Raw genomic sequence first — 24,630 nt, 5'->3', positions numbered from 1 at the left:
AAAGACCCGGCAAAGCCGGGTCTTTCTCATTGCGCGCGAGTTTTAAGGCGCGGTCTTTGGCGGCGAGGGGCAGGACTGCGGCTCATAGGGATAATCGGGCCGCAGCCGCAATCCCGATATTTCCAGGTCCGGCAGCGTGGGCGGCAGCGCGCGGATGCGATCCGCCTGGATGCCATCGGCCGGCAGTTGGCAATTCGGCGGCGGCGAGTAGCGGGCCGCGAGCGTCCATTGGCCAGGCTTGTCTTGTCGATACAGCGTGATATTGGAGCTGGCTTCTTCCACTAGCAGGACTTCCTGTTTGCCGCTTCCGCTGAACGTCCCGGAAAAGGCGATGCAGTTTTCGGAACCATCTCGCAAGCAGGCGGGATAATCGGCATTGTGCTCGGCCTGGATTGACCAGTTCTGGGCAAGAAAACTGGCGGGCAGGGCGGTTTCGCCTTTCGCGCGAATGGATTGGGCGAGAGGGCGGGCAGGGGCGCTCGGGCGCGGGAGGCCCAGCGCGTCGCCGGCCTTGCGGCGGATGATGGGGTTAGCGTCGCTTTGCAGTTTGAGCAGGGCTTCATGGCCATAACGCATGCCCTGGCTGCGCAGAAAGTCGAAGTCGAAACGGTCGGGTGCGACTCGGCCGGCCTGCAAGCGCGCCATTTGGCTGGCGACGGAGATCTGGACGGGATCGGCCAGCGGAGAAAGCAGGGCGGCCAGCAAAAACAGCGTCAGCCAGGCGGTGGCGATATTGACGAAAGCCAGTCCTTCCAAGCGTTGCGAGCGTCGCAGCGCCGCCCAGCCATAGCCCAGGGCGTAGCAGATGCAGATGAGGCTGCCTGCGACGGCAAGCACGCGCCCCGGCGTCCAGCCATGCTGGACAATGCGCAAGGCCAGCGCATAGGCGGCCAAGCCTGACAGCGGGCTGAGCAATAGGCAAGCCAGCCTCATGCTGATGAGCTGGACCCGCTTGGGCCTCTCGCCGGCGCCATCCTGATACGCGCTATTCAATAGAAAAATCAGCAGGCCGGCCGAGCTCAACAGCAATGTCGCCGCGTAGCCGGTCTTCCATAGGTTTTGCAAGCCGGTGAAGGGCAGTTGCGCGAGAAAAGCGCCGATCAGCAGCGTCAGCAAGGGCAATAAGCAAGACAGCAGGGTCAGCGCCAGCGAGCGGATGCCGCGAATGATGCCGGGCCGTACATCGGTCAGATGCAGGCCCGCTGCGAGGGCGAGGCTGCTGGCCGGCAGGGCGAACCAGGGCTGAGTGAACAGCTGGAACAGATAGTCTATTTTGACGAGGTAAAACAGCCAGGCGCCCACTAGCAACACCAGCCAGAATACGCCGACGAACAGGCTGGAAAACAGCAGTTGCAGCGCGAACTTCCATGCCCCGTCGAAATAGACGGCATAGGGTGCCAGCCAGCGCCGCTCGCTTTCCTTGGCCTGGATCAGCGGCCAGGCGATCAGCAGAAAGAGGCTCGCGCCGAGAATGGATAGCGGCGCGGGCAAGTTGTCCTGAGGCATCTGGACGAGAGGCGCGCCGACACGCCAGTGGTCATGGGCGCCGATAACGGCCAGAACGGCGGCAAGCGCGGCCAGCCAGCCGAGCAGCCTGCCTTTGCTGGGCAGGTTCAGCCCGGCCTGGGCCAGAATGGGCAGCAGCGCCGAGATCAGAAACAAGGGCGAGAACAGCAGGGGGTGGCCGGCAGGCCAGACCTGGTGGGTTGCCGCCAGGAAGAGCGTGTACAGCGCGCCTCCCTGCAGCAGGGCGATGGCGATGCGGGTGTAAGGTGTCGTCATTTAAATATCATGTTGGGTCTGAAACTAAACTGGCAGGGCTGGCCGCTTCTGGCGTGGAGCGGCCCTATGTTTTCAGGGCTTCCACACCACGTCGCGGTCTATCGCGTACAGGGCGCATTTTTCGCGGTTGTCGCGCCGGCAATAGTCCAGCGCGCGGTCCGCGGCATCTGGTCCGTAAGCGCGGCCCCAGCGGCCGTTGGCGGACAGGGCGAAGGCGCGCGGCAGTTGGCTGGCGAGGAAGTCGCCATAGCCTTTCTGTTTATCCGCTTCTTTCAAATAAGGGATGCGGGCGCGATCTTCCAGCGCGGCGAAGCCGCTGGGCGCGGGCCGCGGCGCATAGCCCTGCTGTTTGAAGCCGAAGCGCGTTAGAAAATCCTCAGCCAACGGCATCCAGATATCCGCGCCCTCGCTGAACAGCTTGTGGCCGTCCGCGCCGAAATCGGGCAAGAGCTTGTATTCCAGTTCGCCTCCGGCGGCGTGGTAGGCCTGAGCCCAGGCCTGGGAATAGCGGGGACCGAAGAACTGGTCGTTGCGGGCGTACAGCCACAGCATGGGCACGCGGGAACGTTGGCCGAACTCGGCATAAACCGCGCGAAGTTGCTCTGGATCGCAAGGCATGCCGGGATGGGTTTTGGGATTGCCGCCGTGGCCGCCGGAGAAATTGATGGCCGCGACCACGCCGGGCGGGTTTTCCGCCGCGGCCGCCGCCGTGCCGATGCCGCCGACGGACACGCCCGCCAGCACGACGCGCTGCGGATCGACATCCGGCAGTTTGCGGCCGTAGGCCAGCGCGGCTTCGATTTGCCTCACTTGCGGCGCCAGGGCCGCGCGGTAATCGGGGCGGCGGCAGTTGCCGGAGCTTTCCGGATCAATGCCGGAGGCGGAGGCGCCATAGCCGATGCGGGTGGGCACTAGCACCACAAAGCCTTTGCGCAGGAAATAGCGGGCGGCGACTTCCATTCTTTGCCGCTCCGGCTTGGCCCTATCTTCTGGTTTGGCGGCGCGGCCATGGCTGAGCACAAGCAGCGGATGCGGGCCGGCCGCTGTCGGATGGTAAATCGTCAGCGTCATGTCGCCGCCGCCTTGCGGCAGCGAGATAGGCAGCTGGATGACTTGCTCGCCGAGGTCCTGGGCCAGTTTGTCAGCGGCCTGGCAGGGGCTGATCGCGGCCAGGAGCAGGGCGTATGCGAGCAAGCGGATCATTTTCATGGCGAGGGTTCCGGTTGGCGCCGCGGCCGGAACCCTTCAGGCATGGCTCAGCCGCGGCCTTGCATGGGGGATAAGCCGAGCGCGTAGCGTATCACGCCGCGTTTGAGCGGTCCCGCCTTGTCTGCCATTTTGAGGCCCAGGCCGCGCAGGGCCTTGAGCGGCGGTATTTCATTGGAGAAACCATAGCAGAAGGCGTCCATGCCGGTCTGCATCGCCAGATTGGCCGGCTTGCGCGCGCGCTGGTAGCGCGCCAACACCTTCTCGCTGGCCCAATCCTCGCCCTTGGCGTAAGCGTCCAGAATGGTTCTGGCCAGCAGCGCCGCGTCCTGGAAACCCAGGTTCACGCCCTGTCCGGCCAAGGGGTGGATGGTGTGGGCGGCGTCGCCGGCCAACGCCACGCCTTCGCGCGCATAACGCTGGGCATGGCGGCGAGTCAGGCCGAAACTGCCGCGCGCCACCAGTTCGCGGATGCCGGGCAGTTTGCGCGGGAAGGCCTGGGACACGGCGGCGATCAGTTCCTCGTCGGACAAGGCGAACAGCCGCTTCACTTCTTCCGGGCGGTGATACCAGACCAGCGAAGCCGCGTCGCCGCTCAGCGGCAGGAAGGCCAGCGGGCCGGTGGCGGTGAAGCGCTGCCAGGTGATGTCCTGCTGTTCGGCCGCCACGCGGCAGGACAGCACCAGCGCGTGCATGGGGTAATCCCAGCTGGTGATGCCTATGCCGGCGGCTTCGCGCACCAGGGAGCGTGCGCCGTCGGCGGCTATCATCAGCCGCGCCTGCAGCCGGCTGCCGTCGGACAAGGTCAGTTGCGAGGCCTGCGGCCGATAGATGATGTCGGAAACCGAGGCCGGGCAGCGGTAATCGACAGCTTGCCTCTGTTTCAAGGCGGCGGTGGCGGCCAGTTGCACAATGCGGTTTTCCACGATGTGGCCCAGCGCGTCCACGCCGGCTTCGGCGGCATCGAACAGGGCTCCGCCGGCTTCGTCGCCTTCCCACACCTGCATGCGGCGATAGGGCGTGGCGCGCATCGCCAGCACGCTTTCCCAGGCGCCTATGCTGGCCAGGAATGCGGCCGAGGCCGGGCTGATCGCCGATACCCGCAGGTCCGGCGCTTGTTCCGGCGCAAAAGGTGCGGGTTCGTCTTTTTCCAGCACGCAGACCGACAAGCCGTGGTCGGCCAGCGCCGCGCCCAGCGCGCTGCCCACCATGCCGCCGCCGACGATCACGATATCGCGGTGTTCCATTGCGTTCTCCTTGCCGCGCCTGTCGTCGGCGCAAATGGCGCTTATTCTGACAACGGCGGCATATCCGCGCCTTGGTCTGGATCAATCTCGCTCTTGAGCAAGGCGCGCAGCCTGGGCACCACATGCTGGATGAAGGCCTGGTATTTGCGCGGCAGCGGGTGGCGGTAGGGATAGACCAGGAACACCGGCCAATAATCATGGCTCCAGCCCGGCAGCACCGGCACCAGCTGGCCGCTGGCCAGATATTGGCGCACGCAATAATAAGGCAGCAGCGCGATGCCGTTGCCGGCGATGGCGGCGGACAGCAAGGGACCGTATTGGTGACTGGAAATCACCGGCCGCACCGGAATGCGCCGCTGCAAGCCCTGGTTTTCCAGCCGCCATTCCGGCGCCTCGCCCTGCTGCGGCCGGCTGGTGTCCAGCAGGATGCGATGCTGGATCAGATCCTCAGGCTCCTCCAGCGGCGGCGATTTGGCCAGGTAGTCCGGCGCGGCGAAAGCCCACTCGCGCACATAGCCCAGCGGTTTGGCCACCAGCGCCTCGTCGTTGACGTAGCGGGTGCGCACGCAGAAATCCAGCCCCTCGGCCACCGGGTCTTGCAAGCGGTTTTCCACTTGCAGCTTCAATTGCAGGCCGGGGTGCTTGAGGGCGAGCTCGGCCAGCAGCGGCGCGATCAGATGCTGGGCGAAGGAGGTGCCGCAACTGATCACCAGCGGGCCGCTGACTTCGTTTTCCGCCTCGTTGATATCGATGCGCACGCGCTCCAGCAGGCTGCGCAGCTTGTCGGCGTGGCGCGCCAGCTGTTGGCCGGTTTCGGTCAGCGCCACCCGGCGGGTGTTGCGCAGCACCAGCACCGTGCCCAGGTCTTTTTCCAGGGCCTTGATCAACTGGCTGACCCGGCTCTTGGTGCAGTCCAGTTCTTCGGCGGCGGCGGTGAAGCTGCCGCGGCGCACCAGCGCGTCGAAGGCGAGCAAGGCGGTGGCGTCGGGAAGGGTATTTGTTCTCATTTCTTGAACAGTGTGTCAGTCGGCGGACGGTTTTTCAATGTCTTTGTTCTGTTTAGGATAATGGCATTGATTGGTGAGAGGAAAGAGGGCGAAATGATGAACAAAATACGGCGCGTATTGGAGATTTGGGGGCGTTTATGGTGGCAGGGCATGCGCATTCATGCGCGGCACGTTTGTCGGGACGAAGCGGAGGCGATGGAGCGCATCCGCTGGGTGGAAGGGAGGCAGGGATGAGCGCGATCGGCACGCGGGAAGTCGTGGAGGGTTTTCTGCGCGAGGTCCGCTCCGGGCGCGATCCCGAGGCGGCGCATCGCTATCTGGCGGAGCAGGTGACGGCTCACCAGCTGGAGTCCGAACATCCGCGCGCCTTGCCGCGCGGCCCGGCCAATTACGCCGAACATGTGCGCGAGTTCCGCAAGCTGTTCGGCGACTTCGATCTGCGCATAGACGAGTTGTTGGTCGATGGCGACAAGGCCTATGCGCGCTGGACCCAGTTTGGCCATCATCAGGGCGATATCGACGGCCATGCGCCGACCGGGCGCTCGCTGAGCGTGATCGACAGCGCTTGTTACCGGGTGAAGGAGGGCAAGATCATCGAGTACTGGATACAGGCCGACCGCTGGGGCTTGCTGGCGCAGCTGAATGAGGAAAGGCTGTGATGGGGAGCGGCGGCGCAGCGGCGCTGGCGGAGAGGCCGGAGGCGGCCGGCTCCGCGCTCAGCGCCTGGACGATAGGCATACTGGCGGCGTGCGCGGCCATGAGCGTGGCCAATGTGTACTATGCCCAGCCGCTGCTGGAGGCGATTTCTCAAGATTTGAGCATAGGTCCGGCGTTGGCGGGGGGCGTGATCAGCGCCACTCAGCTGGGCTGCGCCCTGGCTTTGTGCTTTGTCGTGCCTTTGGGCGATATTCTGAACCGTTCCCGGCTGATCAAGCTGCAACTGTGCTTGTTGTTGCCCGCTTTGGGCGGCGTTGCCTGGGCGGGCAGCGCGGCGGGGCTCTTGCTGGGCATGACCGCCACCGGCTTGCTGGGCACGGCGATGACCCAGGGCGTGATCGGCTATGCCGCAGCCTTGGCCTCGCCGGAGGAGAGAGGGCGCATAGTCGGCACGGTGCAAAGCGGAGTGGTGATCGGCCTGCTGCTGGCACGCACCGTGGCGGGCATCGTCAGCGATCTGGGCGGCTGGCGGGCGGTGTATCTGGCTTCGGCCGGCGTAACGCTGTTGATGCTGGCGCTGTTGTCGCGGATTCTGCGCCCGCATCCGCCCATGGCCGGCGGCATGGCGTATCGCCGCTTGCTAATGTCCATGCTGGCTTTATTGCGCGATGAGCCGGTTTTGCGCGTCCGCGGCATGCTGGGCTTGTTAATGTTCGCGGCGCTGGGCGTATTCTGGAGCGCGATGGCCCTGCCCTTGAGCGGAGCGTCCTTCGCCTATACGAGGACGGAAATCGGTGCCTTCGGCCTGGTGGGGATGGCCGGCGCGCTGGCGGCGGCGCGGGCCGGCTATTGGACCGATCAGGGCAAAGGCCAGGCGGTGACGCTGGCTGCCTTGCTCTGCTTGTTGGCGTCCTGGCCTATGCTGGCCGGCATGGACCGGATGGCGGTTTTCATCGCCGGCATCATTTTGCTGGACTTGGGCGGCCAGGCCATCCATGTAGTGAACCAGGGGCTGATTCTGGCCAGCAGGCCGGAGGCGCAAAGCCGGCTGGTGGCTTGCTATATGTTGTTTTATTCGGCCGGCAGCGGCCTGGGGGCGATCAGCTCCACCACGGTCTATGCCCGTTTCGGCTGGAGCGGCGTGTGTTGGCTGGGCGCGGCGATCAGCGCCGCGGCGCTGGCGTTCTGGCGCGCGACGCTGCCGCGGCATTGAAAGCGGCGGCGCGAGTTAGACAGCCGCGCCGCGGTCTGAAACAATGCCGGCTCGAACCAGGGCCGCGCAGACGGCCCGCGCCGCCGGAGGAGCCGTCTTGCCTTATCTCGCCCTGACGCTGGCCATGTTTCTATGGTCCAGCGCTTTCATCGTTCTCAAATACGTTTTCGAATTCTATTCGCCGCTGGCCGTGCTGTTCGCGCGGATGGCCATCGCCTGCCTGTGCCTGCTGCCGCTGGCGATGGGCGGGCGCATCAGCTGGCGCTATCGCAAGGGCGATTGGCCCTGGCTGCTGGCCATGGGCCTGGCCGAGCCCTGTCTGTATTTCCTGTTCGAAGCCAATGCGCTGACCTTGACCAGCGCCTCGCAGGCCGGGGTGGTGACGGCTACGCTGCCCATGCTGATGGCGATAGGCGCGCGCGTCTTTTTGGGCGAGAGGCAGCCGGCGCAGACCTGGTGCGGCATCGCGCTGTCTTTCGCCGGCGTGATCTGGCTCAGCCTGGACACCCAGGCGGGGCTGGGCTCGCCCGATCCTTCGCTAGGCAACTTGCTGGAGTTCTGCGCCATGGTGTGCGCCTGCGGCTATGTGTTGATCGCCAAGCGCATGTCGACGCGCTACTCGCCCCTGGCCATCACCGGCATCCAGACGGTGACCGGCTGCGTCTGGTTCGGCCTGGCCATGTTGACGCCGTGGGGCCATTGGCCCAGCCAGCTGCATCTGCTGCCCAGCCTGTGGGTGGTTTACCTGGGCGCGGTGATCACGCTGGGCGCGTATGGCTTGTACACCTGGGCGGTGTCGCGGATTCCGGTCGCCCGCGCCGGCGCTTTCAATAATCTGATACCGGTATTCACCGTGCTGCTGGCCTGGCTGTTGTTGAACGAACAGTTCCAGCCCTGGCAGGGCGCGGCCGGCGCGCTGGTGTTCGCCGGCGTGTGGCTGAGCCAGCGGCGGGCCGCATGACGACTGGCGGCTTCCCCGCCCATGGTCAATGATGCAGAATAGTAGTCTTGAGACGAAGAATGACATCGAGGAGTCGGGGATGAAGGCGAGGCGGATGGGATGGTGGTTGGCGGCGGCTTGGCTGCTGCCCGCGCTGCAGCAGGCCTGGGCGGAAGACGCGCCGCCGGCCGACTCCCAGGTGCAGCAAGTGATCAAATTGCCGCTTAAGGTTGCCAAACCGCCCGAGCAGGCGCCCGCCGCCGAGGGCGCGGCAACGCCGAAATCGCCTGAGATGGCCAAACCCAAAGGCAAGGAAGCCAAGGGCAAGGAGGCCAAGCCCGCGGCGGCGAAGTCAGAGGCGGCCTCCTCCGGCGCCGGCAAGGAAGCGAAGCCGGCGGCGCAGCCGGAAAAGCTGGAGCCGTCGGTCAGCATGGGCAAGCCGCCCGGCCGCGATTTGAGCCAGCCCAGCCCCGAAGTGCATGCGCCCGGCGGCAAATCCGCCCTGGCGCATCATGCCAAGACCCGCCATGTGGCCAAGGCGGCGCATGGCAAGGCCGGCGGCGAATCGGCGGAAGTGCGCAATGTGGTGGCGAATATCCTCAAGGCCAATAGCGCGTCCATCAACAAGCGCAACCCGGGGCACTTCGCCAAGCTGGGCGAGCGCGCCAGCCCCAAGGCGACAGTGGTGGCTTGCTCCAGCCCCGGCGGCCAAGTGGGCATGGCGGGCGGCGACGCCGATCTGTTCGTGATCAGCAATCTGGGCAATCAACTGGCCAGCTCCGAAGGCTCTATCGAATACGGCGTGCGCAATCTGCATACTCCCTTGCTGATGTTCGTCAGCCACACCGGCTGCGGCGCGATCAAGGCGGCGGCGGGCGATTACAGCGATCTGGGGCCGGCGGTGCAGAAGGAGCTCGACAATATCGAGATTCCCAAGGGCATCGACGCTACCAACGGCGCGCTGATCAACATCAACAACCAGGTGGAGGGCGCCATCCTCAAGTTTTCCGGCGAGGTGGAAGCCGGCAAGCTGGCGGTGCTGGGCGGCTACTACGATTACAACAACGATCTGAAACAAGGGCGCGGCAAACTGGTGATCACCAATATCAACGGCGAGACCGATCCGGCCCGCATTCGCGAACTGACGCGCAGCGGACGTTACTTCCATTACGGCTTCATGGGCCGGTAGCGGACCGATTACAACCATCCTCATCGATACCTTTTCCAAGAGCGCCTTCCCGGCGCTCTTTTTGCGGCAAAACTGACAATTGTTTGGCTATGCGCAAAAACGAATATCCGAAAATGGACTAGCATGGTCATCAATCGAGCGAGCTTGGGGCAAGGCAAGTGAAAGCCCCTGTATTTCATAAGGGTATTAAGCCTTTCGTGTAATGGCTCCGCTACAAAGGGTTTGATGGCGCGGTCATCGCAAAGCGGTGATGGATTGGGTTTTAAGCGATTAAATTTTCGATATCGAAAAATTATTAGCAAAAACGAACAATCAAGCGCTCGGCATTTTCATTTGGTTCTTGGAGAGACAAAATGGCAGTCAGCAATCAAATCGAACTCGACGCCCTGGTGGCCCGCGTCAAGAAGGCGCAAATCGCCTTCGCACAGTTCACGCAAGAGCAGGTAGACCACATTTTCCGCTCGGCCGCGCTGGCCGCCGCCGACGCCCGCATCCCGCTGGCGCGGATGGCCGTCGCCGAAACCGGCATGGGCGTGATGGAAGACAAAGTGATCAAGAACCACTTCGCTTCCGAATACATCTACAACAAGTACAAGGACGAGAAGACCTGCGGCGTGCTGTCCGAAGACGACACCTTCGGCACCATCACCATCGCCGAGCCGATAGGCGTGCTGTGCGGCATCGTGCCGACCACCAACCCGACCTCCACCGCCATCTTCAAGGCGCTGATCTCGCTGAAAACCCGCAACGGCATCATCTTCTCGCCGCACCCGCGCGCGCGCCGCTCCACCTGTGAAGCCGCCCGCCTGGTGCTGGAAGCCGCCGTCGCCGCCGGCGCGCCGCAAGACATCATAGGCTGGATCGATGAGCCGTCCGTCGCGCTGTCCAACCAGCTGATGCACCACCCCGACGTCAACCTGATCCTGGCCACCGGCGGCCCGGGCATGGTGAAAGCCGCTTACTCCTCCGGCAAGCCCGCCATCGGCGTCGGCGCCGGCAACACCCCGGCAGTGATAGACGAAACCGCCGACATCAAGCGCGCCGTCGCCTCCATCCTGATGTCCAAGACCTTCGACAACGGCGTGGTGTGCGCGTCCGAGCAGTCGGTCATCATCGTCGATGAAATCTACGAAGCGGTGCGCGAGCGCTTCTCCAAGCACGGCGGCTACATCCTGTCCAAGAGCGAAGCCGAGGCCGTGCGCAAGGTGATTCTGCAGGATGGCAGCCTGAACGCCGCCATCGTCGGCCAGAGCGCCGCCAAGATCGCCGCCATGGCCGGCATCGAAGTGCCGCCGACCACCAAGGTGCTGATCGGCGAAGTGACGGAAGTGTCCGAGAAGGAAGCCTTCGCCCACGAGAAACTGTCGCCCACCCTGGCCATGTACCGCGCCAAGAACTTCCTCGACGCTTGCGACAAGGCCGCCGAGCTGGTGACCATGGGCGGCATCGGCCACACCTCGGCGCTGTACACCGATCAAGACCTGCAAGAAGAGCGCGTGCGCTACTTCGGCGACAAGATGAAGACCGCCCGCATCCTGATCAACACCCCGTCCTCGCAAGGCGGCATCGGCGACTTGTACAACTTCAGCCTGGCGCCGTCGCTGACCCTGGGTTGCGGCTCCTGGGGCGGCAACTCCATCTCCGAGAACGTCGGTCCCAAGCACCTGATCAACAAGAAAACCGTCGCCAAGAGGGCTGAAAACATGCTGTGGCACAAGCTGCCGAAGTCCATCTACTTCCGCCGCGGCTCCTTGCCGGTGGCGCTGGAAGACCTGGCCGGCAAGAAACGCTGCCTGATCGTCACCGGCCAGTATCTGTTCGAGCACGGCTTCATCGACGAGCCGATCCGCTTGCTGAAGAAGATGGGCCTGGAAGTGGAAACCTTCTTCGAAGTGCCGGCCGATCCGACCCTGGCCGTGGTGCGCAAGGGCGCCGACCTGGCCCACGCCTTCAAGCCGGACGTGATCATGGCCATCGGCGGCGGCTCGCCTATGGACGCGGCCAAGATCATGTGGGTGATGTACGAACATCCGGAAGTGCATTTCGCCGATCTGGCGCTGCGCTTCATGGACATCCGCAAGCGCATCTACCAGTTCCCGAAACTGGGCCAGAAAGCGATGATGGTGGCCGTGCCGACCACTTCCGGCACCGGCTCCGAAGTCACCCCGTTCGCGGTGGTGACCGATGAAGTTACCGGCGTGAAATACCCGATTGCCGACTACGAGCTGACCCCGAACATGGCCATCGTCGACGCCAACCTGGTGATGGACATGCCCAAGTCCTTGACCGCTTTCGGCGGCATCGACGCGGTGACGCACGCGCTGGAAGCTTATGTGTCGGTGATGGCCAACGAGTACTCCGACCCGCAAGCCCTGCAGGCGCTGAAGCTGCTGAAGGAATACCTGCCCTCGTCCTACCTGAACGGCGCCAAGGATCCGAAGGCGCGCGAACAAGTGCACAATGCGGCCACCATCGCCGGCATCGCTTTCGCCAACGCCTTCCTGGGCGTCTGCCACTCGATGGCGCACAAGATCGGCGCCGAGTTCGGCTTGGCGCACGGCCTGGCCAACGCGTTGCTGATCAGCAATGTGATCCGCTACAACGCCGCCGACGTGCCGACCAAGCAAACCGCCTTCAGCCAGTACGACCGGCCGAAGAGCGTGGCGCGCTATGCCGAAATCGCCCGCCATCTGGGCCTGGAGGCCAGCCGCGACCACGAGCGCGTGGAAAAGCTGATCGAATGGGTGGACGAGCTGAAGCAAGTGCTGGGCATCCCGTCGTCTATCCAGGGCGCGGGCGTGGCCGAGTCCGACTTCCTGGCCAAGGTGGACGAACTGGCCGAAGCCGCCTTCGACGACCAGTGTACCGGCGCCAACCCGCGCTACCCGCTGATCAGCGAGCTGAAGCAACTGCTGCTCGACAGCTTCTACGGCCGTCCGTACAAGGAAGCCTGGGAGCGCGATGAGGCCGTCGCCGAAGACAAGCCGGCCAAGGGCAAGAAGTCCAAGTAAGACGCGACGCTGACTCAGCGCGCTGAAGCCGCCCCGACAGGCATGAAGCTGTCGGGGCGTTTTCATTCGGGTTCGGGCAAGGCGCGGATGCGCATCGTCTATAGTTAAGCCATCCATGTGAACCGTTGCGGTGGCGATAGCTATGCGCGCCTTGTCGGAGCCCGCAAGATGACATCTCATTTGCCGCAGACCCAGGGAGACAGCGCGGAGGAGACTGAATGGCTCAACGGCTTGGTGGAGCTGACTTCGCAGCGGGAGCCGCAAGCCATGACCCGCCGTCTGGTGGCGCTGCTGCTGGAGAGCCTGCCGATCAGCGAAGCCAAATTGCTCGTCTGCCGGCCGGCCGACGCGGGGAGCGAGTTATCGGAAAGCTGGCGCGGGGAGCAGGGCGGCGGCATCGAGCGGATGGCCGATGCGCCCAGGCGGCCGGCCAGCGCGGAATTGCTCGCCTGGTTGTCGGGCGGGGCCGGCGAAGCGCTGGAAGCGGACGGCGGCCTGTATAAGGCGCTGCATTGCCAGCAGCGTTTGTTTGGCTTGTTGTTTGTCTCCGTGCGGCAGGCGACGCCGCGTTTGCGCGCCGATTTCATCTCGCTTGCCCGGATTTACGAAAACTATCTTGGCCTGCTGGCCGAGGCCGATTGCGACCGGCTGACCGGTTTGCAGAACCGGCGCAAGTTCGATCAACGCATTTACCAGTTGCTGGAGGCGCAGGCGCTGCAAAGTCTGGAGCCCAGCGTTCTCGCGATGCTGGACATCGATCTGTTCAAGCACATCAACGATCAGTTTGGCCATTCCGTGGGCGATCAAGTCTTGCAGGAATTGGCCCAATTGCTGCTGCAACATTGCCGCCCTGAAGATGGCGTCTACCGCGTCGGCGGCGAGGAGTTCGCCATCCTGTTGCCGAATGTCGGCGAACTGCAGGGCGAGGCGATGCTGCAGGCCCTGCGGCTGAAGGTGATCGAGCATCGCTTTGTCCATGGCGAGCAGCTGTCCATCAGCATCGGCTATGCCATGACCGATATCCAGCTGCTGCCGGTGCAGCTGCTGGACCAGGCGGATCGCGCCCTGTATTTCATCAAATCCCATGGCCGCAACCAAGTGCTGGGTTATCAAGCGCTGGCCGATGCGGGCAAGGTCAATGCCTCTATGCCCAGCGGCGATATCGAGCTGTTCTGATTTCCTTCTTGCTATAAGCGTCCCGATAAATTGTATTTGAGATTCATATTGTGCTCATATATTCACATTGGCATGAGTATATGTAAAATGCCTTGTCATACCGGCGCGGCAGTCAATCCATCAAGCCGGACACGCAACGCTTAACAAAGGAGCACGATATGCAAGCAGGGCAAGAAACCTTGCACCGAGGGCTGGAGGAGAGGCACATCAATCTGATGGCGCTGGGCGCCACCATAGGCGTCGGCCTGTTTCTGGGCTCGGCCACCGCCATCAAGATGGCCGGGCCAGCCATCATGCTGGCCTACGGCATAGGCGGCCTGGCCATTTTCATGATCATGCGCGCGCTGGGCGAAATGGCCATCCACAACCCGGTGGCCGGCTCCTTCAGCCGCTACGCCCAGGATTATCTCGGCCCCTTGGCCGGCTATCTCACCGGCTGGAACTACTGGTTTCTGTGGCTGGTGACCTGCATGGCGGAAATCACCGCCGTCGGCGTCTATATGGGCATCTGGTTTCCCGACGTGCCGTCCTGGTACTGGGTGCTGGCGGCGATGCTGGCGATGGGCGGCGTCAATCTGATCGCGGTGAAGGCCTACGGCGAATTCGAATTCTGGTTCGCGCTGATCAAGATCGTCACCATCGTGTTGATGATCGTCGGCGGCTTCGCCATGATCCTCTTCGGCTTCGGCAACCACGGCGTCGCCACCGGCATTTCCAATCTGTGGGCGCACGGCGGCTTCATGCCGCATGGCTTCTCCGGCGTGCTGATGTCGCTGCAGATGGTGATGTTCGCCTACCTGGGCGTGGAAATGCTGGGCCTGACCGCGGGCGAAGCCAAGAACCCGAAAAAGGCGCTGGCGCGAGCGGTGGATTCCGTCTTCTGGCGCATCCTGATTTTTTACATCGGCGCCTTGTTCGTGATCCTGGCCATCTATCCGTGGAACGAGCTGGGCACCCGCGGCAGCCCCTTCGTGCTCACTTTCGAGAGCCTGGGCATTCCCGCCGCCGCCGGCATCATCAATTTCGTGGTGCTGACTGCCGCGCTGTCGTCGTGCAATAGCGGCATCTACAGCACTGGCCGGATGCTGTTCAACCTGGCGGAGCAGAAACAGGCGCTGCCCGTGTTCGCCAAAGTCTCGAAAAGCGGCGTGCCGACGCCGGCCTTGCTGCTGTCCATCGGCATGCTGCTGCTGGGCGTGCTGCTGAATTATCTGGCGCCCAAGGAAGTGTTCACCTGGCTGACCGCCATCTCCACTTTCGGCGCGGTCTGGACCTGGCTGATCATCCTGCTGGCGCAGTTGCGCTTCCGCCGCGGCTTGTCCGCCGAGCAGCTGGCTTCCATCAGCCACCGCATGCCTTTGTGGCCGTATGGCTCCTACCTGACGCTGGGCTTCCTGGCGCTGGTGATAGGCTTGATGGCCTACTTCCCGGACACCCGCGTGGCGCTGATCGTCGGTCCGGGCTGGCTGGTGTTCCTGGTGGCGGTTTACTACCTGCTGGGCTATCACAAGCAGGATGCCGCCTGGAGGCTGGCGCAGCAGGGGCGCTAAGCTTGGATTTGACGCGACAACCCGCCGTTTGGCGGGTTTTTCGTTTCAGGCGATGCCGTTGGCCTGGCGCAGGAAATCGATCAGGGCGCGCAGCTTGGCCGGCAGGCGGCGCTGCTGCGGGTAGAACAGGTACATGGCCTCGGCCGGCGGCAGATAGGGTTCCAATACGGAAACCAGGCGGCCGGCGGCGATATCGTCGCGGATCAGGTCTTCCGCCAGATAGGCGAGGCCGATGCCGCCGCGCGCGCCCAGCAATCTGGCCTGGTTGTCGTTAGTGACCAGTGGCCCACTCAAAGCCAGCTGGAGCGGCTGGCCAGCTTCGATGAATTGCCAACGGTATTGCGGGCCATTGGCGCCGAAGCGATAGCCTATGCAGGCGTGACGCAGCAAATCTTCCGGCGTCTGCGGCGTGCCGTGGCTTGCCAGATATTCGGGCGTGGCCACCACGACAAAGCGGATCAATCGGCTGATTTGCGCCGCTTGCATGCCGGCTTGCAAGCGGTCGCTGAAGCGGATGCCGGCGTCGAAGCGCTGGCCGACGATATCGACCAAGCCGTCGTTGATGTCTAGCTCCAGCATCAAGGCCGGGTGCCGGCGCAGAAATTCTCCAAGATAAGGATAGAGCGCGATCTGCGCCGCCGAGTGCGGCAGCGTCAGCCGCAGCGTGCCGGCGGGCTGGCCCTGCATTTGGCGGACATCGTCCAGCGCCTGGCGGATGGTGTCCAGCGCCGGATTCAAGCGCTCCAATAGCGCTTCGCCGGCGTCGGTGAGCGAAACCTGGCGGGTGGTGCGGATCAGCAGCGGCACGCCCAGTTCTGCCTCCAGCTGGCGCAGGGTCTGGCTCAAGGCGGAGGCGGTGACGCCCAGCTCGGCGGCGGCGCGGGTGAAGCTGCGCAGGCGGGCGATCAGGGCGAAGCTTTGCAAGGCATCATGTTGGAGGCGCGGCATTGTTAAGCTCGGCTACATAATGTTTGTCATTTTCGGCCATTTATCGGCGGCTGGCCATCTTTTATGCTGACGTCACTTTCCAAACCAGGAGTGATGGCAATGCAAAAACGCACTTTGGGCCGCAACGGCCCGCAGGTTTCGGCGCTGGGCTTGGGCTGCATGGGCATGAGCGCTTTTTACGGCGCGCACGACGATGCCGAATCGCTGGCGACGCTGGATATGGCGCTGGATCTGGGCGTCAATCTGCTCGATACCGCCGATATGTACGGGCCTTACACCAATGAGCAGTTGCTGGCCAAACTGTTGGCGCGCCGCCGCGACGAAGTGGTGCTGGCCACCAAATTCGGCATCGTGCTCGATCCGGCCAATCCGGCCCGCCGCGGCGTCAATGGGCACCCGGACTATGTGCGCAGCAGCTGCGAGGGCAGCCTGAAGCGGCTGGGCGTCGATCATATCGATCTCTATTACCAGCACCGGGTGGACCCGCTGATACCGATAGAAGAGACGGTGGGGGCGATGGCGGAACTGGTTCAGGCGGGCAAGGTGCGCTACCTGGGCCTGTCCGAGGCATCGGCCGACACTTTGCGCCGCGCAGCCACCGTGCATCCCATCCACGCGTTGCAGAGTGAATACTCGCTGTGGACCCGCGATCCGGAAGACGGCGTGCTGGCGGCGTGCCGCGAAGTGGGCGCCGGTTTTGTCGCCTACAGCCCGCTGGGCCGCGGCTTTCTGACCGGCGCCATCAAGAGCCCGGACGATTTCGCGCCGGATGATTTCCGCCGCGGCAATCCGCGTTTCCAGGGCGAGAACTTCCAGCGCAATCTCGACCTGGTGGCCCAGGTGAAAGCGCTGGCGGCGGCCAAGGGCTGCAGCCCGGCGCAACTGGCGCTGGCCTGGCTGCTGGCCCAGGGCGACGACATCATCGCCATTCCCGGCGCGCGCAAACAGGCCAATCTGCGCGATAACCTGGGCGCGCTGTCGGTGGAAATGTCCGCCGGCGATGTGCAGGCTTTGGATCAGCTATTCGCCGAAGGCGCGGTCAGCGGTTCTCGTTATCAGGCGGAAGTCATGGCGCTGCTCAACCGCTGAGGCTCAGCGGACCGGCAGGGCCGGCAATTGATGATAGGGGATGGCTCGCTTGCGGCCATCCCCGCCCGGCGTAGGCGGCAGATAGCCTGGTTCCAGGCAGGGCGGCCCAGGGATCTTGGCTTTGCCCGACAGGCAGCGGGTCTCCGTGGGAGAGGGCGGCGCGAGTATGGCGATGGGACGTTTGACCTCATCGTCCGCCAGTTTGTCCAGCTTGACGGCGCGCGGCTTTTTCAAAGGCTTGGCCGGCGCGGACATGTCGATGGCGGGTGGACGCGGCATGGCGAAGTCATAGGAGGGCAGTGTGTTGTGGGCGGAGGCGGCGGCAGCCGGAGACGGCGCGACGGCGCACATCGCCAGGACGGGGGAAATACGCAACAAAAACATTCGGTTCCTAAATATCGGCAAATGAGAGAACTGGCTGGCTGGCGTCCGTTTGGGCGTGGCTGGCTGAAGAGGGTGCCCGTCGACTCGGGTAGATTCATTAGGCATAATCTGCGGCAGGCTGGGCGCGTCGGCGCCCGCGTCCGCGTGTCCACTTACCTTGGATCAGCGCCGCCATGACTCTTCATACCGCGCAAAGCATTCTCGATTTCAAAAACACCATGCTTGGCACTTTCGGCTATTCCACGATGGCGGGAATATTGCTGCTGCTGTTTTGGTGGCGCAATCGGCAGGAAAAAGGGTTGCTGACGCTGGGCGCGGCGGCGATGGCATGCAGTTTCGGCGCGCTGCACAGTGTGCTGCCGGCGTTCATGCCGGCTTGGCCGGCCCTGATCTTGGACATGTTTTTGCTTCTTTTGTTCCACCCCATGGCCTTGATCGCCTTGCAGCAAATGTTCGGACGACGGATCCGTCCTTGGACCCATGCGCTGGTGATGGCGCTGGCGATGGGCGTGTTCATTTATGTTGGGCATGCGGCTTACGCCAAGCGGGTGATGGTGACTTCCAGCCTTCATGTTTTCTACTGGCTGTGGGTTTTGCGGCTGTTATGGCAGGAAAGGGCGCGCGCTACCCCATATGGCCATGCTTTGGCGGCATGCACCGGCGTGGCCATCCTGGCGCTGGCGGCGTGGCGCGGCGGTTACGCCGCCTTGGCGGGCGACGCCAATTTCAATCTGTCGGGGCAACTGTTCAATTTGTATACGGCGCTGGGGCTGTTTTGGAGTGCCTTTTGTTTTTGCCTGAGCGTGCTTTGCATTTGCTATGAGCGGGTATGGGCGCAACTGAGCCGCGAGGCGCGGCAGGATGGCCTGACCCGGCTGCTCAATCCGCGCGCGTTCCGGGAGCTTGGCAACAAGGCTTGCGGCCAAGCCGCGCCGCTGGCCTTGCTGATGATAGATCTGGACCATTTCAAGAGCGTCAACGACCGTTTTGGCCATTGGGCGGGCGATCAGGTGTTGGCGCAGCTGGCCGATTGCCTGCGCGGCCAAGCGCGGCGCAGCGATTTGCTGGGGCGTTACGGCGGCGAGGAGTTCGTCATGTTGTTGCCGAACACCCAAGCGGACGAGGCGGCGCTTGCCGCGGAGCGTCTGCGGGGGGCGATCGAGGCGCTGAATCCGCATTGCGGCGCCGCGCCGCTGCCCATCACCGCCAGCATCGGCGTAGCTTGGATCCGCGAAGGGGGACGCCAGGAGGATATTGCCAGCTTGTTCGCGCGGGCCGACAAGCTGTTGTATCAGGCCAAACGCAAGGGCCGCAACCGGGTGGAAGTTTCAATCGACGCGGAAGAAGCGCTGCGGTTCGGCGAGACCGCGGTTTATCCCGCCAGCCGGTAGCGCGAGACGATGCGCTGATACTCCCCGCTCTTGCGCAATGCCTTCAGCTCCTGGTTGAAGCGGTCGCGCAGGGCCATGGAGCGGAAGGCCGCCGGATATTGCGTGGCCTGGGGAAACAGCGGGAAAAAGGACAAGTCTTCGCCGGTGGGCATGCTGGCCTCCAGCTTTTTGCGATACCAGCTGAACACCGTGCGGTCGATGACGATCAGCTCCGTCCGATTGGCCCAGAACATTTTGCATTGACTCTCCTGATTCGCGGTCTCGTGGTAATTGGCGCGGAAGCGGCCGTTGCGGTCGGGCTGAAACGCCGCGCGGAACGGCTCGCCCAAATCTTGCCAGCCGTGCTGCCAGATCACGAAGTCATGCTGCATCAGGTCGGTCAGCGAACGTATGCTCAAGCGCCGTTTTTTCTTGGCGATGACGATATTGTCGTACTCCACCATGCCATCGGACAGATAAAGGCCGGGGCGGTCGGCGCCGTGCTCGTGGACGGCCGAGGCGATGTCGGCTTTCCCCTTGGCCACCTCCAGGATCAAGCGGGAATTCGGCACGATGATGGGCTTGAGCTCATAGCCCATTTTGTTCAGCGCGGCGCGCATGATGTCCACCTCGATGCCGGTGTCGCCCTGCTTGTCGTCGTAAAACGAGAACGGCGGACGCTGCGACGAAAACGCCACGCGCAGCACCGGCGCGCAGAGCGCGGGGAGCGCGGCGAACAGGCAGATCAGGCCAAGCATGAGCCGGCGCGCGGAGCAGAGGACGTGCTGGCTCATGGGGCGGCGGAGGCGTCCTGCGCCTTTTGCAGCAATTGGCGATAGCGGCCATTGCGTTTGATTTCCGCCAGCCCGGCGTTGAACTGGCGCATCAAGGCCTCGCCATCAGGCAGCTTGCGGCTGATGATCAAGTAAAGCGCGCTGCTCTGATCCTTGCCTATCGCCGCCGCGGCAAAGGGCGCTTGTGCGCCGAACAGCTGGCGGATGGCATAGGCGGCGACAAAGTCGTTGCACGACACGAGATCGACCGCGCCGTTTTCCAGCATTTTCCAGCAATTGTCCAAGGTGGCCGGGCGTTCCAGTTTCCAGCGGTAGGCTTGGCTGTCGGCATCGGTATAGGCGCTGGTCCAGCCCAGCGGCAAGCATAGCCGCATGCCCTGCCATTGCCCGGCGGCGGCCTCGGCATTGTCTTTGCGGACAAAATAGGAAAACTTGTCCAGGTGCAGCGGTTCGGAATAGAGGAAAGACTGCTCGCGCTTGGCATCGCGGGCATACGGAAAGCCGGCGGCGAAATGCCCGGCCTCGGTTTCGCTATAGCCGCGCTTCCAGGGCAGAAAAACGATGCGCGGCTCCGGCAGGCCGGCGGCGCGGAAGGCTTCGCGCACGATCATGCTGGTGATGCCGCCTTGCGGCAGCTTTTCACTGGTATAAGGCGGAAAGTCGCCGGTGGACAGCATGACATCGTCCGCCGCCGCGCCGGCGGAGCGCGGGGCGGCGTAAGCAATGGCGGCGATCAGCGCGAGGCTCAGGGCGCGGGCAGAGGGCATGGTGATGGTTTCAATGCGGCTTGTTCTGATTATCGTTCATCGAGTGGAGCAGGCAAGGCCTTATCCATCCGCCGCCGGTTTGGCGGGTTTCTTAAGGCGCGGGCGCGGCGCGGTGGCCAGCGCGCCTTTTTGGATATTGGCCAGGCGGCGGCGGATGTTGTCGCTATCCAGCCAGATGTCTTCACCCTTGAGGATGCGGTCCAGCTCTTCGTCGGTGAGGAAGGGGCGGCAGACGTGGCGCATCACTTTCTCGAACCATTTGCTGCTGGCCATCACTTGGGCCTGCTGTTCGTTGCCCTTGCCGATCAGCGCCGAGGAGTAGTTGTGGAACATCAGCTGGCAGGTGTCGTGCACCACCAGCTCGTCGCCGGCCAGGAAGATCAGCGCGCCCATGGAGTAGGCGCGGGCTTCCAGTATGGTGACGACGTGGGCGGGGCTGGCGGTGATGTTGTTGATGATTTGCAGGCCGGCGTCGAAATTGCCGCCGGGGGTGTTGAGGTGTAGATAGACGATGTCGGTGCTGGCGGCGGTGCGCAGCGTGTACAGGAGGTCGGTGTAGTGGATGGCGGCGCCGATTTCTTCGGACAGGTAGAAAGAAATCTGCCGCACCGCGCCTTGGGTTTCGTATTGGCGGTAGAGGGGGGCGGGTTTGTCGGGCTCGTCGTCCAGTTCGGGGTGGGGGCGGGGCATGATGGCTCCTCATTGTGCTTGTCTTTCCAATCTAGCTCGGGACAGAGGAGCTTGCCTTGCATTGGAGCAGAGTAAGGCATGTTGTAGCATGTGGGCATTTGGCGTGCCGGTGCCCACATTGAGTAGCAGGGGCTATATCTGGATGGTGGGGATTTCTAGCCGCGGATGGAATATGGGCTACTTGTCTGCAAGTTGGAGAGTTTATGGTTGATGAGGCAGGTCGGAAGGCGGTTTGAAATGAGTTGTTTGGGAGGTGGTTGGTGTGGTGCGTAAAAAGAAGATCCAGCGTGTTGAGCCTTCGCCGATACGCAAACAGGAAGGGCAGTTGAGCGTTCGTCAGCTGAGCGAGCGAAAGCAACGAGAACAGAATTGGGCTGATGGAATCTATGCGTTTGGCTTTCTTTGCCTTATTGTGCTGCCCATCGGGAGTTTGATCAATATTGCAATGCATTTTGAGCTGGCCGTTTGGCATGCGGCATCGTTGTTGCTTCCTGCCATTTTGGTGATGGTCGGTCATCGCTGGCAGAAGCGCTTTCAGGAACCAATCTGTTTACGTTATGGCAGTAAGGGTGTTTGTCTGAATGACGGTGAAATATGGGGCTGGGAACGGGTAAAGATTGTTTGCTCGATGCGGGGCGAAAACCTGCTGGGCGGACATACGTTGGATGTCAGAAATGCAGACAAGGCCATTTTGTGGCTTCAGATTGATGGACTAGCGCCTGTTCGCTTGGTGGCGGCCCCCGATAAGGTCGTGCGATCGAGCAGAAGCCGTTTGGCTCATCCAATCGTGCGGTTCCGGCATGAGTTGGGTTCTTTGTTGGGCTGGTTGCCGGTAGATGCAATCCAATTGACAGTGTCTCGGGATGAGTGGGAGGAGGGACGTGTGTTCCGGCCAGTTTCCGTTGATCCGGATTGGTTGATGTATTTACTCTTAACGTCCGTGATTTGCGCAATACTTTGGTATGTGGGGGGACCCCACGAGCAGTCGACGGCAGTGTGCGGGGCGATCAGCTGGCTATGTTTTGCTGCCGCCTTGCTAACGTGGCACAACTCGCTTGATAGGATCGTCATCAGCCGGCAAGGTATCCAGAGCCGCCGTCATGGTTTGATCCGATGGGAGGAGATCCGCCAGCTGAGTGTGCCAGAGCGTTGGATCAGGGGGTATGGGCCTATATCTGATCTGGAGACGCCACCTCCTGGCTGCCACCGCGGATATCGCACGAGTTTCCCGATCGTGATATTGGAATCGTCTCGTCCCAATTCTCTGCCCATAGTGTGGCGGTGGATGGACTGGCCCTCTGGGTGGCGAGGCTTCTCGGATTTCAGAGCCTTGTGCGAGGAAGGCCAGATGCGCTTTGCCCCTAAGCATGAGGTCGGGACGAATTAGTTAATGTGGAAGGCTGAATGGAGGGCTGCGCGGCCAGCCCCTTATGGCTGAGAGAATGTCGCGCGGCGTAGAGCAGTCGGTGTCTTCAAACCTCGCTCGGCGTTTTTTTTCCGGCGCGTGCTGAAGGGGAAGAGGGTTCGTCGCATAGGTTCAGCTAATGCGGAGCGATGCTTGGTGGGCTGAGTGGAGGATTGTGTCCGCTTTGCGGACGATGATTGGGTGCCGTTTGCCGGGTGGAATCGGCGCTTAATCATCATCCGCGTAGCGGATGCTATAAAGATCAGTAAATTTTTTCAATTCGTCTATCTTCATGAATGATAAAACCAGCAAATCTATCACAGGCTTGTCTGGTATTTTCTAATTGGATGTTAGCCTCGTTTTTAATTTTTTGGTCTTGTATTTTTTGGGAGATTTCCAGCATTTGTAGCTTTTGAGCTGTGCAAAGATTCGTGGCTGCTTCTCTGAATTTTTCGATATTTTTAGATGTTTCTGAGTTGAGTGATGGGTTGTTTTTTGAAAGAAATGTTGTGGTTATTTCTAGCAAGTACTCTATTGATAACTCGTTTAGATTAAATGACTCTAGCAGGATAGTATCGGGGCTGGTGTTAATTTTTAGCTTGTCTAGTAGATGATTTCTTTTGGAAATTTCTTTGTCAATTTTATCTTTCAGTGATTGGAATTCTACTGTGTAGTGATCTGCATGTGCGATGGAGAAGGTGCCTATTGCCAGTATGGCTAGTAATGATTTTGCCTTGCTCATAGATGCCTCGAAAGCAATGTGGGCTATTATTATAGTATTTGCCACTATTGATTGCTTATGGGCAAGACGTGATAATTTTGACTTGGTGTGCTAGATGCAGAAATGGCCGACTTTATTAAGTCGGCCATTGTTGGGGCGTGTACTGAATTTTGTGTAAACGGACATTTGGCAGGAAACTGCCACCTAGTCTGGAGACACAATGAGCTCAAAGAAACACGACGTACCTGACACACTACTGGACAGCTTGCTGGCCGACTATCAGAAGCCCGAAGACCTCATCGGTGAGAACGGCCTACTCAAGCAACTGACCAAGCTGCTGGTCGAGAAAGCACTGGATGCTGAGATGGCCGCACACCTCGGCCATAGCAAACACGAGCCGGTGCTCAATCCAGCCGGCAACACCCGGAACGGCAAGAGCCGCAAGACCCTCAAGGGCGAGTTCGGCGAATTGCCTATCGAAGTGCCACGAGACCGCCAGGGTACCTTCGAGCCGCAACTCATTCCCAAGCACCAGACCCGCTGGACCGGCTTCGACGACAAAGTCATCTCGCTTTACGCCCGTGGTATGACTGTTCGGGAAATCCAGGCCCATCTGGAAGAGATGTACGGCACCGAGGTCTCGCCCAGCCTGATCTCCTCCATCACCGATTCCGTCACAGAAGAGGTCAAGGCGTGGCAGGCTCGCCCCCTGGACTCGCTCTATCCGATCATCTACCTCGACTGCATCCACGTGAAAGTACGTGAGGGAGCTGTACGTGTGAAAGCCGTCTATCTCGCCATCGGTATTACCCTGGCTGGAGAGAAGGAGGTTCTGGGGATGTGGCTGGCTCAGACGGAAGGAGCCAAGTTTTGGCTTCAGGTCGTGACCGAGCTGCGTAACCGGGGCGTACAGGACATCTTTATCGCCTGCGTCGATGGTCTGAAGGGTTTCCCGGAAGCGATCGAGGCGGTCTTCCCGAAAGCAGCGGTGCAGTTGTGCATCGTGCACATGGTGCGACACAGCCTGAACTACGTGTCGTGGAAGCGGCGTGCTGAAGTAGCCGCCGACCTGAAGCGAATCTACCAATCGGCCACCCTCGACGAAGCTGAGCAGCGGCTAGGTGAGTTTGAGGCCAAGTGGGATGACGAGTATTTGCCAATTGGTCAGTCCTGGCGGCGCAACTGGGCTCGGTTGACGCCATTCTTCGACTACCCGCCGGAGATCAGGAAAGTGATCTACACCACTAATGCCATCGAGTCGGTGAATATGAGTCTGCGAAAGCTGACCAAGAATCGGGGCTCGTTCCCGAGTGATGAGGCATTGCTGAAACTGTTCTATCTGGCGCTAAGGAACATCAGTCAGAAGTGGACCATGCCGATTCGGGATTGGAAGGCAGCGCTGACTCGCTTTACCATTCAGTTCGAGGAACGCATTCCACAGGCGTAACCCAAACCCCGTTTACACAAAAATTAGGACACGCCCC

The 24,630-nt window shown here is 62.0% G+C and carries 21 protein-coding genes; 11 read left to right on the top strand and 10 right to left on the bottom strand.

Annotation, left to right across the window (positions count from 1 at the left end; genetic code table 11):
* Positions 1 to 42: 42 nt before the first annotated feature.
* The 4 genes from NKT35_RS02125 to NKT35_RS02110 all read right to left on the bottom strand — a co-directional run bounded on the left by NKT35_RS02125 (position 43) and on the right by NKT35_RS02110 (position 5,242).
* The gene (locus tag NKT35_RS02125; protein ID WP_254298320.1) at positions 43 to 1,782 is read right to left on the bottom strand and encodes a DUF4153 domain-containing protein; all 1,740 of its coding nucleotides are present in this window, start codon (positions 1,780 to 1,782) and stop codon (positions 43 to 45) included.
* A gap of 72 nt (positions 1,783 to 1,854) precedes the next feature.
* Positions 1,855 to 2,991 (bottom strand): alpha/beta hydrolase family protein, encoded by a 1,137-nt coding sequence (locus NKT35_RS02120; protein WP_254298318.1) that lies wholly within the window; start codon positions 2,989 to 2,991, stop codon positions 1,855 to 1,857.
* A 47-nt stretch (positions 2,992 to 3,038) separates the two neighbouring features.
* On the bottom strand, positions 3,039 to 4,235 hold the full coding sequence (locus NKT35_RS02115) for an FAD-dependent oxidoreductase (protein WP_254298316.1): 1,197 nt from the start codon (positions 4,233 to 4,235) through the stop codon (positions 3,039 to 3,041).
* Between the two features lie 41 nt (positions 4,236 to 4,276).
* Positions 4,277 to 5,242 (bottom strand): LysR family transcriptional regulator, encoded by a 966-nt coding sequence (locus NKT35_RS02110; protein WP_254298314.1) that lies wholly within the window; start codon positions 5,240 to 5,242, stop codon positions 4,277 to 4,279.
* A 230-nt stretch (positions 5,243 to 5,472) separates the two neighbouring features.
* Between NKT35_RS02110 and NKT35_RS02105 the strand changes: the two genes are divergently transcribed.
* The 7 genes from NKT35_RS02105 (at position 5,473) to NKT35_RS02075 (ending at position 14,978) form a co-directional block, all read left to right on the top strand.
* A complete protein-coding gene (locus NKT35_RS02105) occupies positions 5,473 to 5,901 on the top strand; it encodes an ester cyclase (protein WP_254298313.1) in 429 nt (142 codons plus the stop codon).
* Positions 5,901 to 7,112 carry an MFS transporter gene (locus tag NKT35_RS02100; RefSeq protein WP_254298311.1) on the top strand — a complete coding sequence of 404 codons (1,212 nt, stop codon included), beginning with the start codon at positions 5,901 to 5,903 and terminating at the stop codon, positions 7,110 to 7,112. Before NKT35_RS02105 ends, NKT35_RS02100 begins: the two co-directional genes overlap by 1 nt.
* A 97-nt stretch (positions 7,113 to 7,209) precedes the next feature.
* Positions 7,210 to 8,073, top strand: a complete 864-nt coding sequence (locus tag NKT35_RS02095; RefSeq protein ID WP_254298309.1) for a DMT family transporter — start codon at positions 7,210 to 7,212, stop codon at positions 8,071 to 8,073.
* Positions 8,074 to 8,167: 94 nt separating this feature from the next.
* Complete coding sequence (locus NKT35_RS02090; RefSeq protein WP_254298307.1) at positions 8,168 to 9,241, top strand: carbonic anhydrase; 1,074 nt, start codon at positions 8,168 to 8,170, stop codon at positions 9,239 to 9,241.
* Positions 9,242 to 9,594: 353 nt separating this feature from the next.
* Positions 9,595 to 12,252 (top strand): bifunctional acetaldehyde-CoA/alcohol dehydrogenase, encoded by a 2,658-nt coding sequence (gene adhE / locus NKT35_RS02085; protein ID WP_254298305.1) that lies wholly within the window; start codon positions 9,595 to 9,597, stop codon positions 12,250 to 12,252.
* 168 nt (positions 12,253 to 12,420) lie between these two features.
* The gene (locus tag NKT35_RS02080) at positions 12,421 to 13,428 is read left to right on the top strand and encodes a GGDEF domain-containing protein (RefSeq protein ID WP_254298303.1); all 1,008 of its coding nucleotides are present in this window, start codon (positions 12,421 to 12,423) and stop codon (positions 13,426 to 13,428) included.
* Between the two features lie 158 nt (positions 13,429 to 13,586).
* Complete coding sequence (locus NKT35_RS02075) at positions 13,587 to 14,978, top strand: amino acid permease (RefSeq protein WP_254298301.1); 1,392 nt, start codon at positions 13,587 to 13,589, stop codon at positions 14,976 to 14,978.
* A 45-nt stretch (positions 14,979 to 15,023) separates the two neighbouring features.
* On the opposite strand, the gene NKT35_RS02070 is transcribed toward NKT35_RS02075, so the two are convergent.
* A complete protein-coding gene (locus tag NKT35_RS02070) occupies positions 15,024 to 15,926 on the bottom strand; it encodes a LysR family transcriptional regulator (RefSeq protein WP_254298300.1) in 903 nt (300 codons plus the stop codon).
* A gap of 99 nt (positions 15,927 to 16,025) precedes the next feature.
* Here NKT35_RS02070 and NKT35_RS02065 point away from each other — a divergent pair, with 99 nt between their 5' ends.
* Positions 16,026 to 17,015, top strand: coding sequence for an aldo/keto reductase (locus tag NKT35_RS02065; RefSeq protein WP_254298298.1), 990 nt, complete (start codon positions 16,026 to 16,028; stop codon positions 17,013 to 17,015).
* A 3-nt stretch (positions 17,016 to 17,018) separates the two neighbouring features.
* On the opposite strand, the gene NKT35_RS02060 is transcribed toward NKT35_RS02065, so the two are convergent.
* A complete protein-coding gene (locus NKT35_RS02060) occupies positions 17,019 to 17,399 on the bottom strand; it encodes a hypothetical protein (RefSeq protein ID WP_254298296.1) in 381 nt (126 codons plus the stop codon).
* Positions 17,400 to 17,572: 173 nt separating this feature from the next.
* On the opposite strand from NKT35_RS02060, the gene NKT35_RS02055 reads away from it, so the two are divergent.
* Positions 17,573 to 18,790 carry a GGDEF domain-containing protein gene (locus NKT35_RS02055; protein ID WP_254298295.1) on the top strand — a complete coding sequence of 406 codons (1,218 nt, stop codon included), beginning with the start codon at positions 17,573 to 17,575 and terminating at the stop codon, positions 18,788 to 18,790.
* Here NKT35_RS02055 and NKT35_RS02050 read toward each other — a convergent pair.
* The 3 genes from NKT35_RS02050 to NKT35_RS02040 are packed head-to-tail and all read right to left on the bottom strand — an operon-like array spanning position 18,772 to position 21,020.
* Positions 18,772 to 19,527 carry a substrate-binding periplasmic protein gene (locus NKT35_RS02050; RefSeq protein WP_505190899.1) on the bottom strand — a complete coding sequence of 252 codons (756 nt, stop codon included), beginning with the start codon at positions 19,525 to 19,527 and terminating at the stop codon, positions 18,772 to 18,774. The two genes, NKT35_RS02055 and NKT35_RS02050, sit on opposite strands and share 19 nt — an antisense overlap.
* Before the next feature lie 32 nt (positions 19,528 to 19,559).
* Positions 19,560 to 20,330 carry a substrate-binding periplasmic protein gene (locus NKT35_RS02045; protein ID WP_254298290.1) on the bottom strand — a complete coding sequence of 257 codons (771 nt, stop codon included), beginning with the start codon at positions 20,328 to 20,330 and terminating at the stop codon, positions 19,560 to 19,562.
* Between the two features lie 60 nt (positions 20,331 to 20,390).
* Complete coding sequence (locus tag NKT35_RS02040; protein ID WP_254298288.1) at positions 20,391 to 21,020, bottom strand: Clp protease ClpP; 630 nt, start codon at positions 21,018 to 21,020, stop codon at positions 20,391 to 20,393.
* A gap of 265 nt (positions 21,021 to 21,285) precedes the next feature.
* Between NKT35_RS02040 and NKT35_RS02035 the strand changes: the two genes are divergently transcribed.
* Entirely contained in the window at positions 21,286 to 22,407 is a 1,122-nt protein-coding gene (locus tag NKT35_RS02035) for a hypothetical protein (protein ID WP_254298286.1), read from the top strand.
* Positions 22,408 to 22,687: 280 nt separating this feature from the next.
* Here NKT35_RS02035 and NKT35_RS02030 read toward each other — a convergent pair whose 3' ends face one another.
* On the bottom strand, positions 22,688 to 23,167 hold the full coding sequence (locus tag NKT35_RS02030) for a hypothetical protein (RefSeq protein ID WP_254298284.1): 480 nt from the start codon (positions 23,165 to 23,167) through the stop codon (positions 22,688 to 22,690).
* Positions 23,168 to 23,366: 199 nt separating this feature from the next.
* Here NKT35_RS02030 and NKT35_RS02025 point away from each other — a divergent pair, with 199 nt between their 5' ends.
* On the top strand, positions 23,367 to 24,593 hold the full coding sequence (locus tag NKT35_RS02025; RefSeq protein ID WP_254293804.1) for an IS256 family transposase: 1,227 nt from the start codon (positions 23,367 to 23,369) through the stop codon (positions 24,591 to 24,593).
* Positions 24,594 to 24,630: the final 37 nt, after the last annotated feature.

This window comes from Chromobacterium sp. IIBBL 290-4 (genome assembly GCF_024207115.1).
Taxonomy (GTDB): domain Bacteria; phylum Pseudomonadota; class Gammaproteobacteria; order Burkholderiales; family Chromobacteriaceae; genus Chromobacterium.
The sequence above is the reverse complement of the archived record's forward strand: the minus strand, read 5'-3'. Positions and strand labels throughout refer to the sequence as shown.

Bases quoted from the DNA above. Each gene is read 5' to 3' on its own strand.
- NKT35_RS02125 (WP_254298320.1), bottom strand. From the start codon at position 1,782: ATGACGACACCTTACACCCGCATCGCCATCGCCCTGCTGCAGGGAGGC.
- NKT35_RS02120 (WP_254298318.1), bottom strand. From the start codon at position 2,991: ATGAAAATGATCCGCTTGCTCGCATACGCCCTGCTCCTGGCCGCGATC.
- NKT35_RS02115 (WP_254298316.1), bottom strand. From the start codon at position 4,235: ATGGAACACCGCGATATCGTGATCGTCGGCGGCGGCATGGTGGGCAGC.
- NKT35_RS02110 (WP_254298314.1), bottom strand. From the start codon at position 5,242: ATGAGAACAAATACCCTTCCCGACGCCACCGCCTTGCTCGCCTTCGAC.
- NKT35_RS02105 (WP_254298313.1), top strand. From the start codon at position 5,473: ATGAGCGCGATCGGCACGCGGGAAGTCGTGGAGGGTTTTCTGCGCGAG.
- NKT35_RS02100 (WP_254298311.1), top strand. From the start codon at position 5,901: ATGGGGAGCGGCGGCGCAGCGGCGCTGGCGGAGAGGCCGGAGGCGGCC.
- NKT35_RS02090 (WP_254298307.1), top strand. From the start codon at position 8,168: ATGGGATGGTGGTTGGCGGCGGCTTGGCTGCTGCCCGCGCTGCAGCAG.
- adhE (WP_254298305.1), top strand. From the start codon at position 9,595: ATGGCAGTCAGCAATCAAATCGAACTCGACGCCCTGGTGGCCCGCGTC.
- NKT35_RS02080 (WP_254298303.1), top strand. From the start codon at position 12,421: ATGACATCTCATTTGCCGCAGACCCAGGGAGACAGCGCGGAGGAGACT.
- NKT35_RS02075 (WP_254298301.1), top strand. From the start codon at position 13,587: ATGCAAGCAGGGCAAGAAACCTTGCACCGAGGGCTGGAGGAGAGGCAC.
- NKT35_RS02070 (WP_254298300.1), bottom strand. From the start codon at position 15,926: ATGCCGCGCCTCCAACATGATGCCTTGCAAAGCTTCGCCCTGATCGCC.
- NKT35_RS02065 (WP_254298298.1), top strand. From the start codon at position 16,026: ATGCAAAAACGCACTTTGGGCCGCAACGGCCCGCAGGTTTCGGCGCTG.
- NKT35_RS02060 (WP_254298296.1), bottom strand. From the start codon at position 17,399: ATGTTTTTGTTGCGTATTTCCCCCGTCCTGGCGATGTGCGCCGTCGCG.
- NKT35_RS02055 (WP_254298295.1), top strand. From the start codon at position 17,573: ATGACTCTTCATACCGCGCAAAGCATTCTCGATTTCAAAAACACCATG.
- NKT35_RS02050 (WP_505190899.1), bottom strand. From the start codon at position 19,527: ATGCTTGGCCTGATCTGCCTGTTCGCCGCGCTCCCCGCGCTCTGCGCG.
- NKT35_RS02045 (WP_254298290.1), bottom strand. From the start codon at position 20,330: ATGCCCTCTGCCCGCGCCCTGAGCCTCGCGCTGATCGCCGCCATTGCT.
- NKT35_RS02040 (WP_254298288.1), bottom strand. From the start codon at position 21,020: ATGCCCCGCCCCCACCCCGAACTGGACGACGAGCCCGACAAACCCGCC.
- NKT35_RS02030 (WP_254298284.1), bottom strand. From the start codon at position 23,167: ATGAGCAAGGCAAAATCATTACTAGCCATACTGGCAATAGGCACCTTC.
- NKT35_RS02025 (WP_254293804.1), top strand. From the start codon at position 23,367: ATGAGCTCAAAGAAACACGACGTACCTGACACACTACTGGACAGCTTG.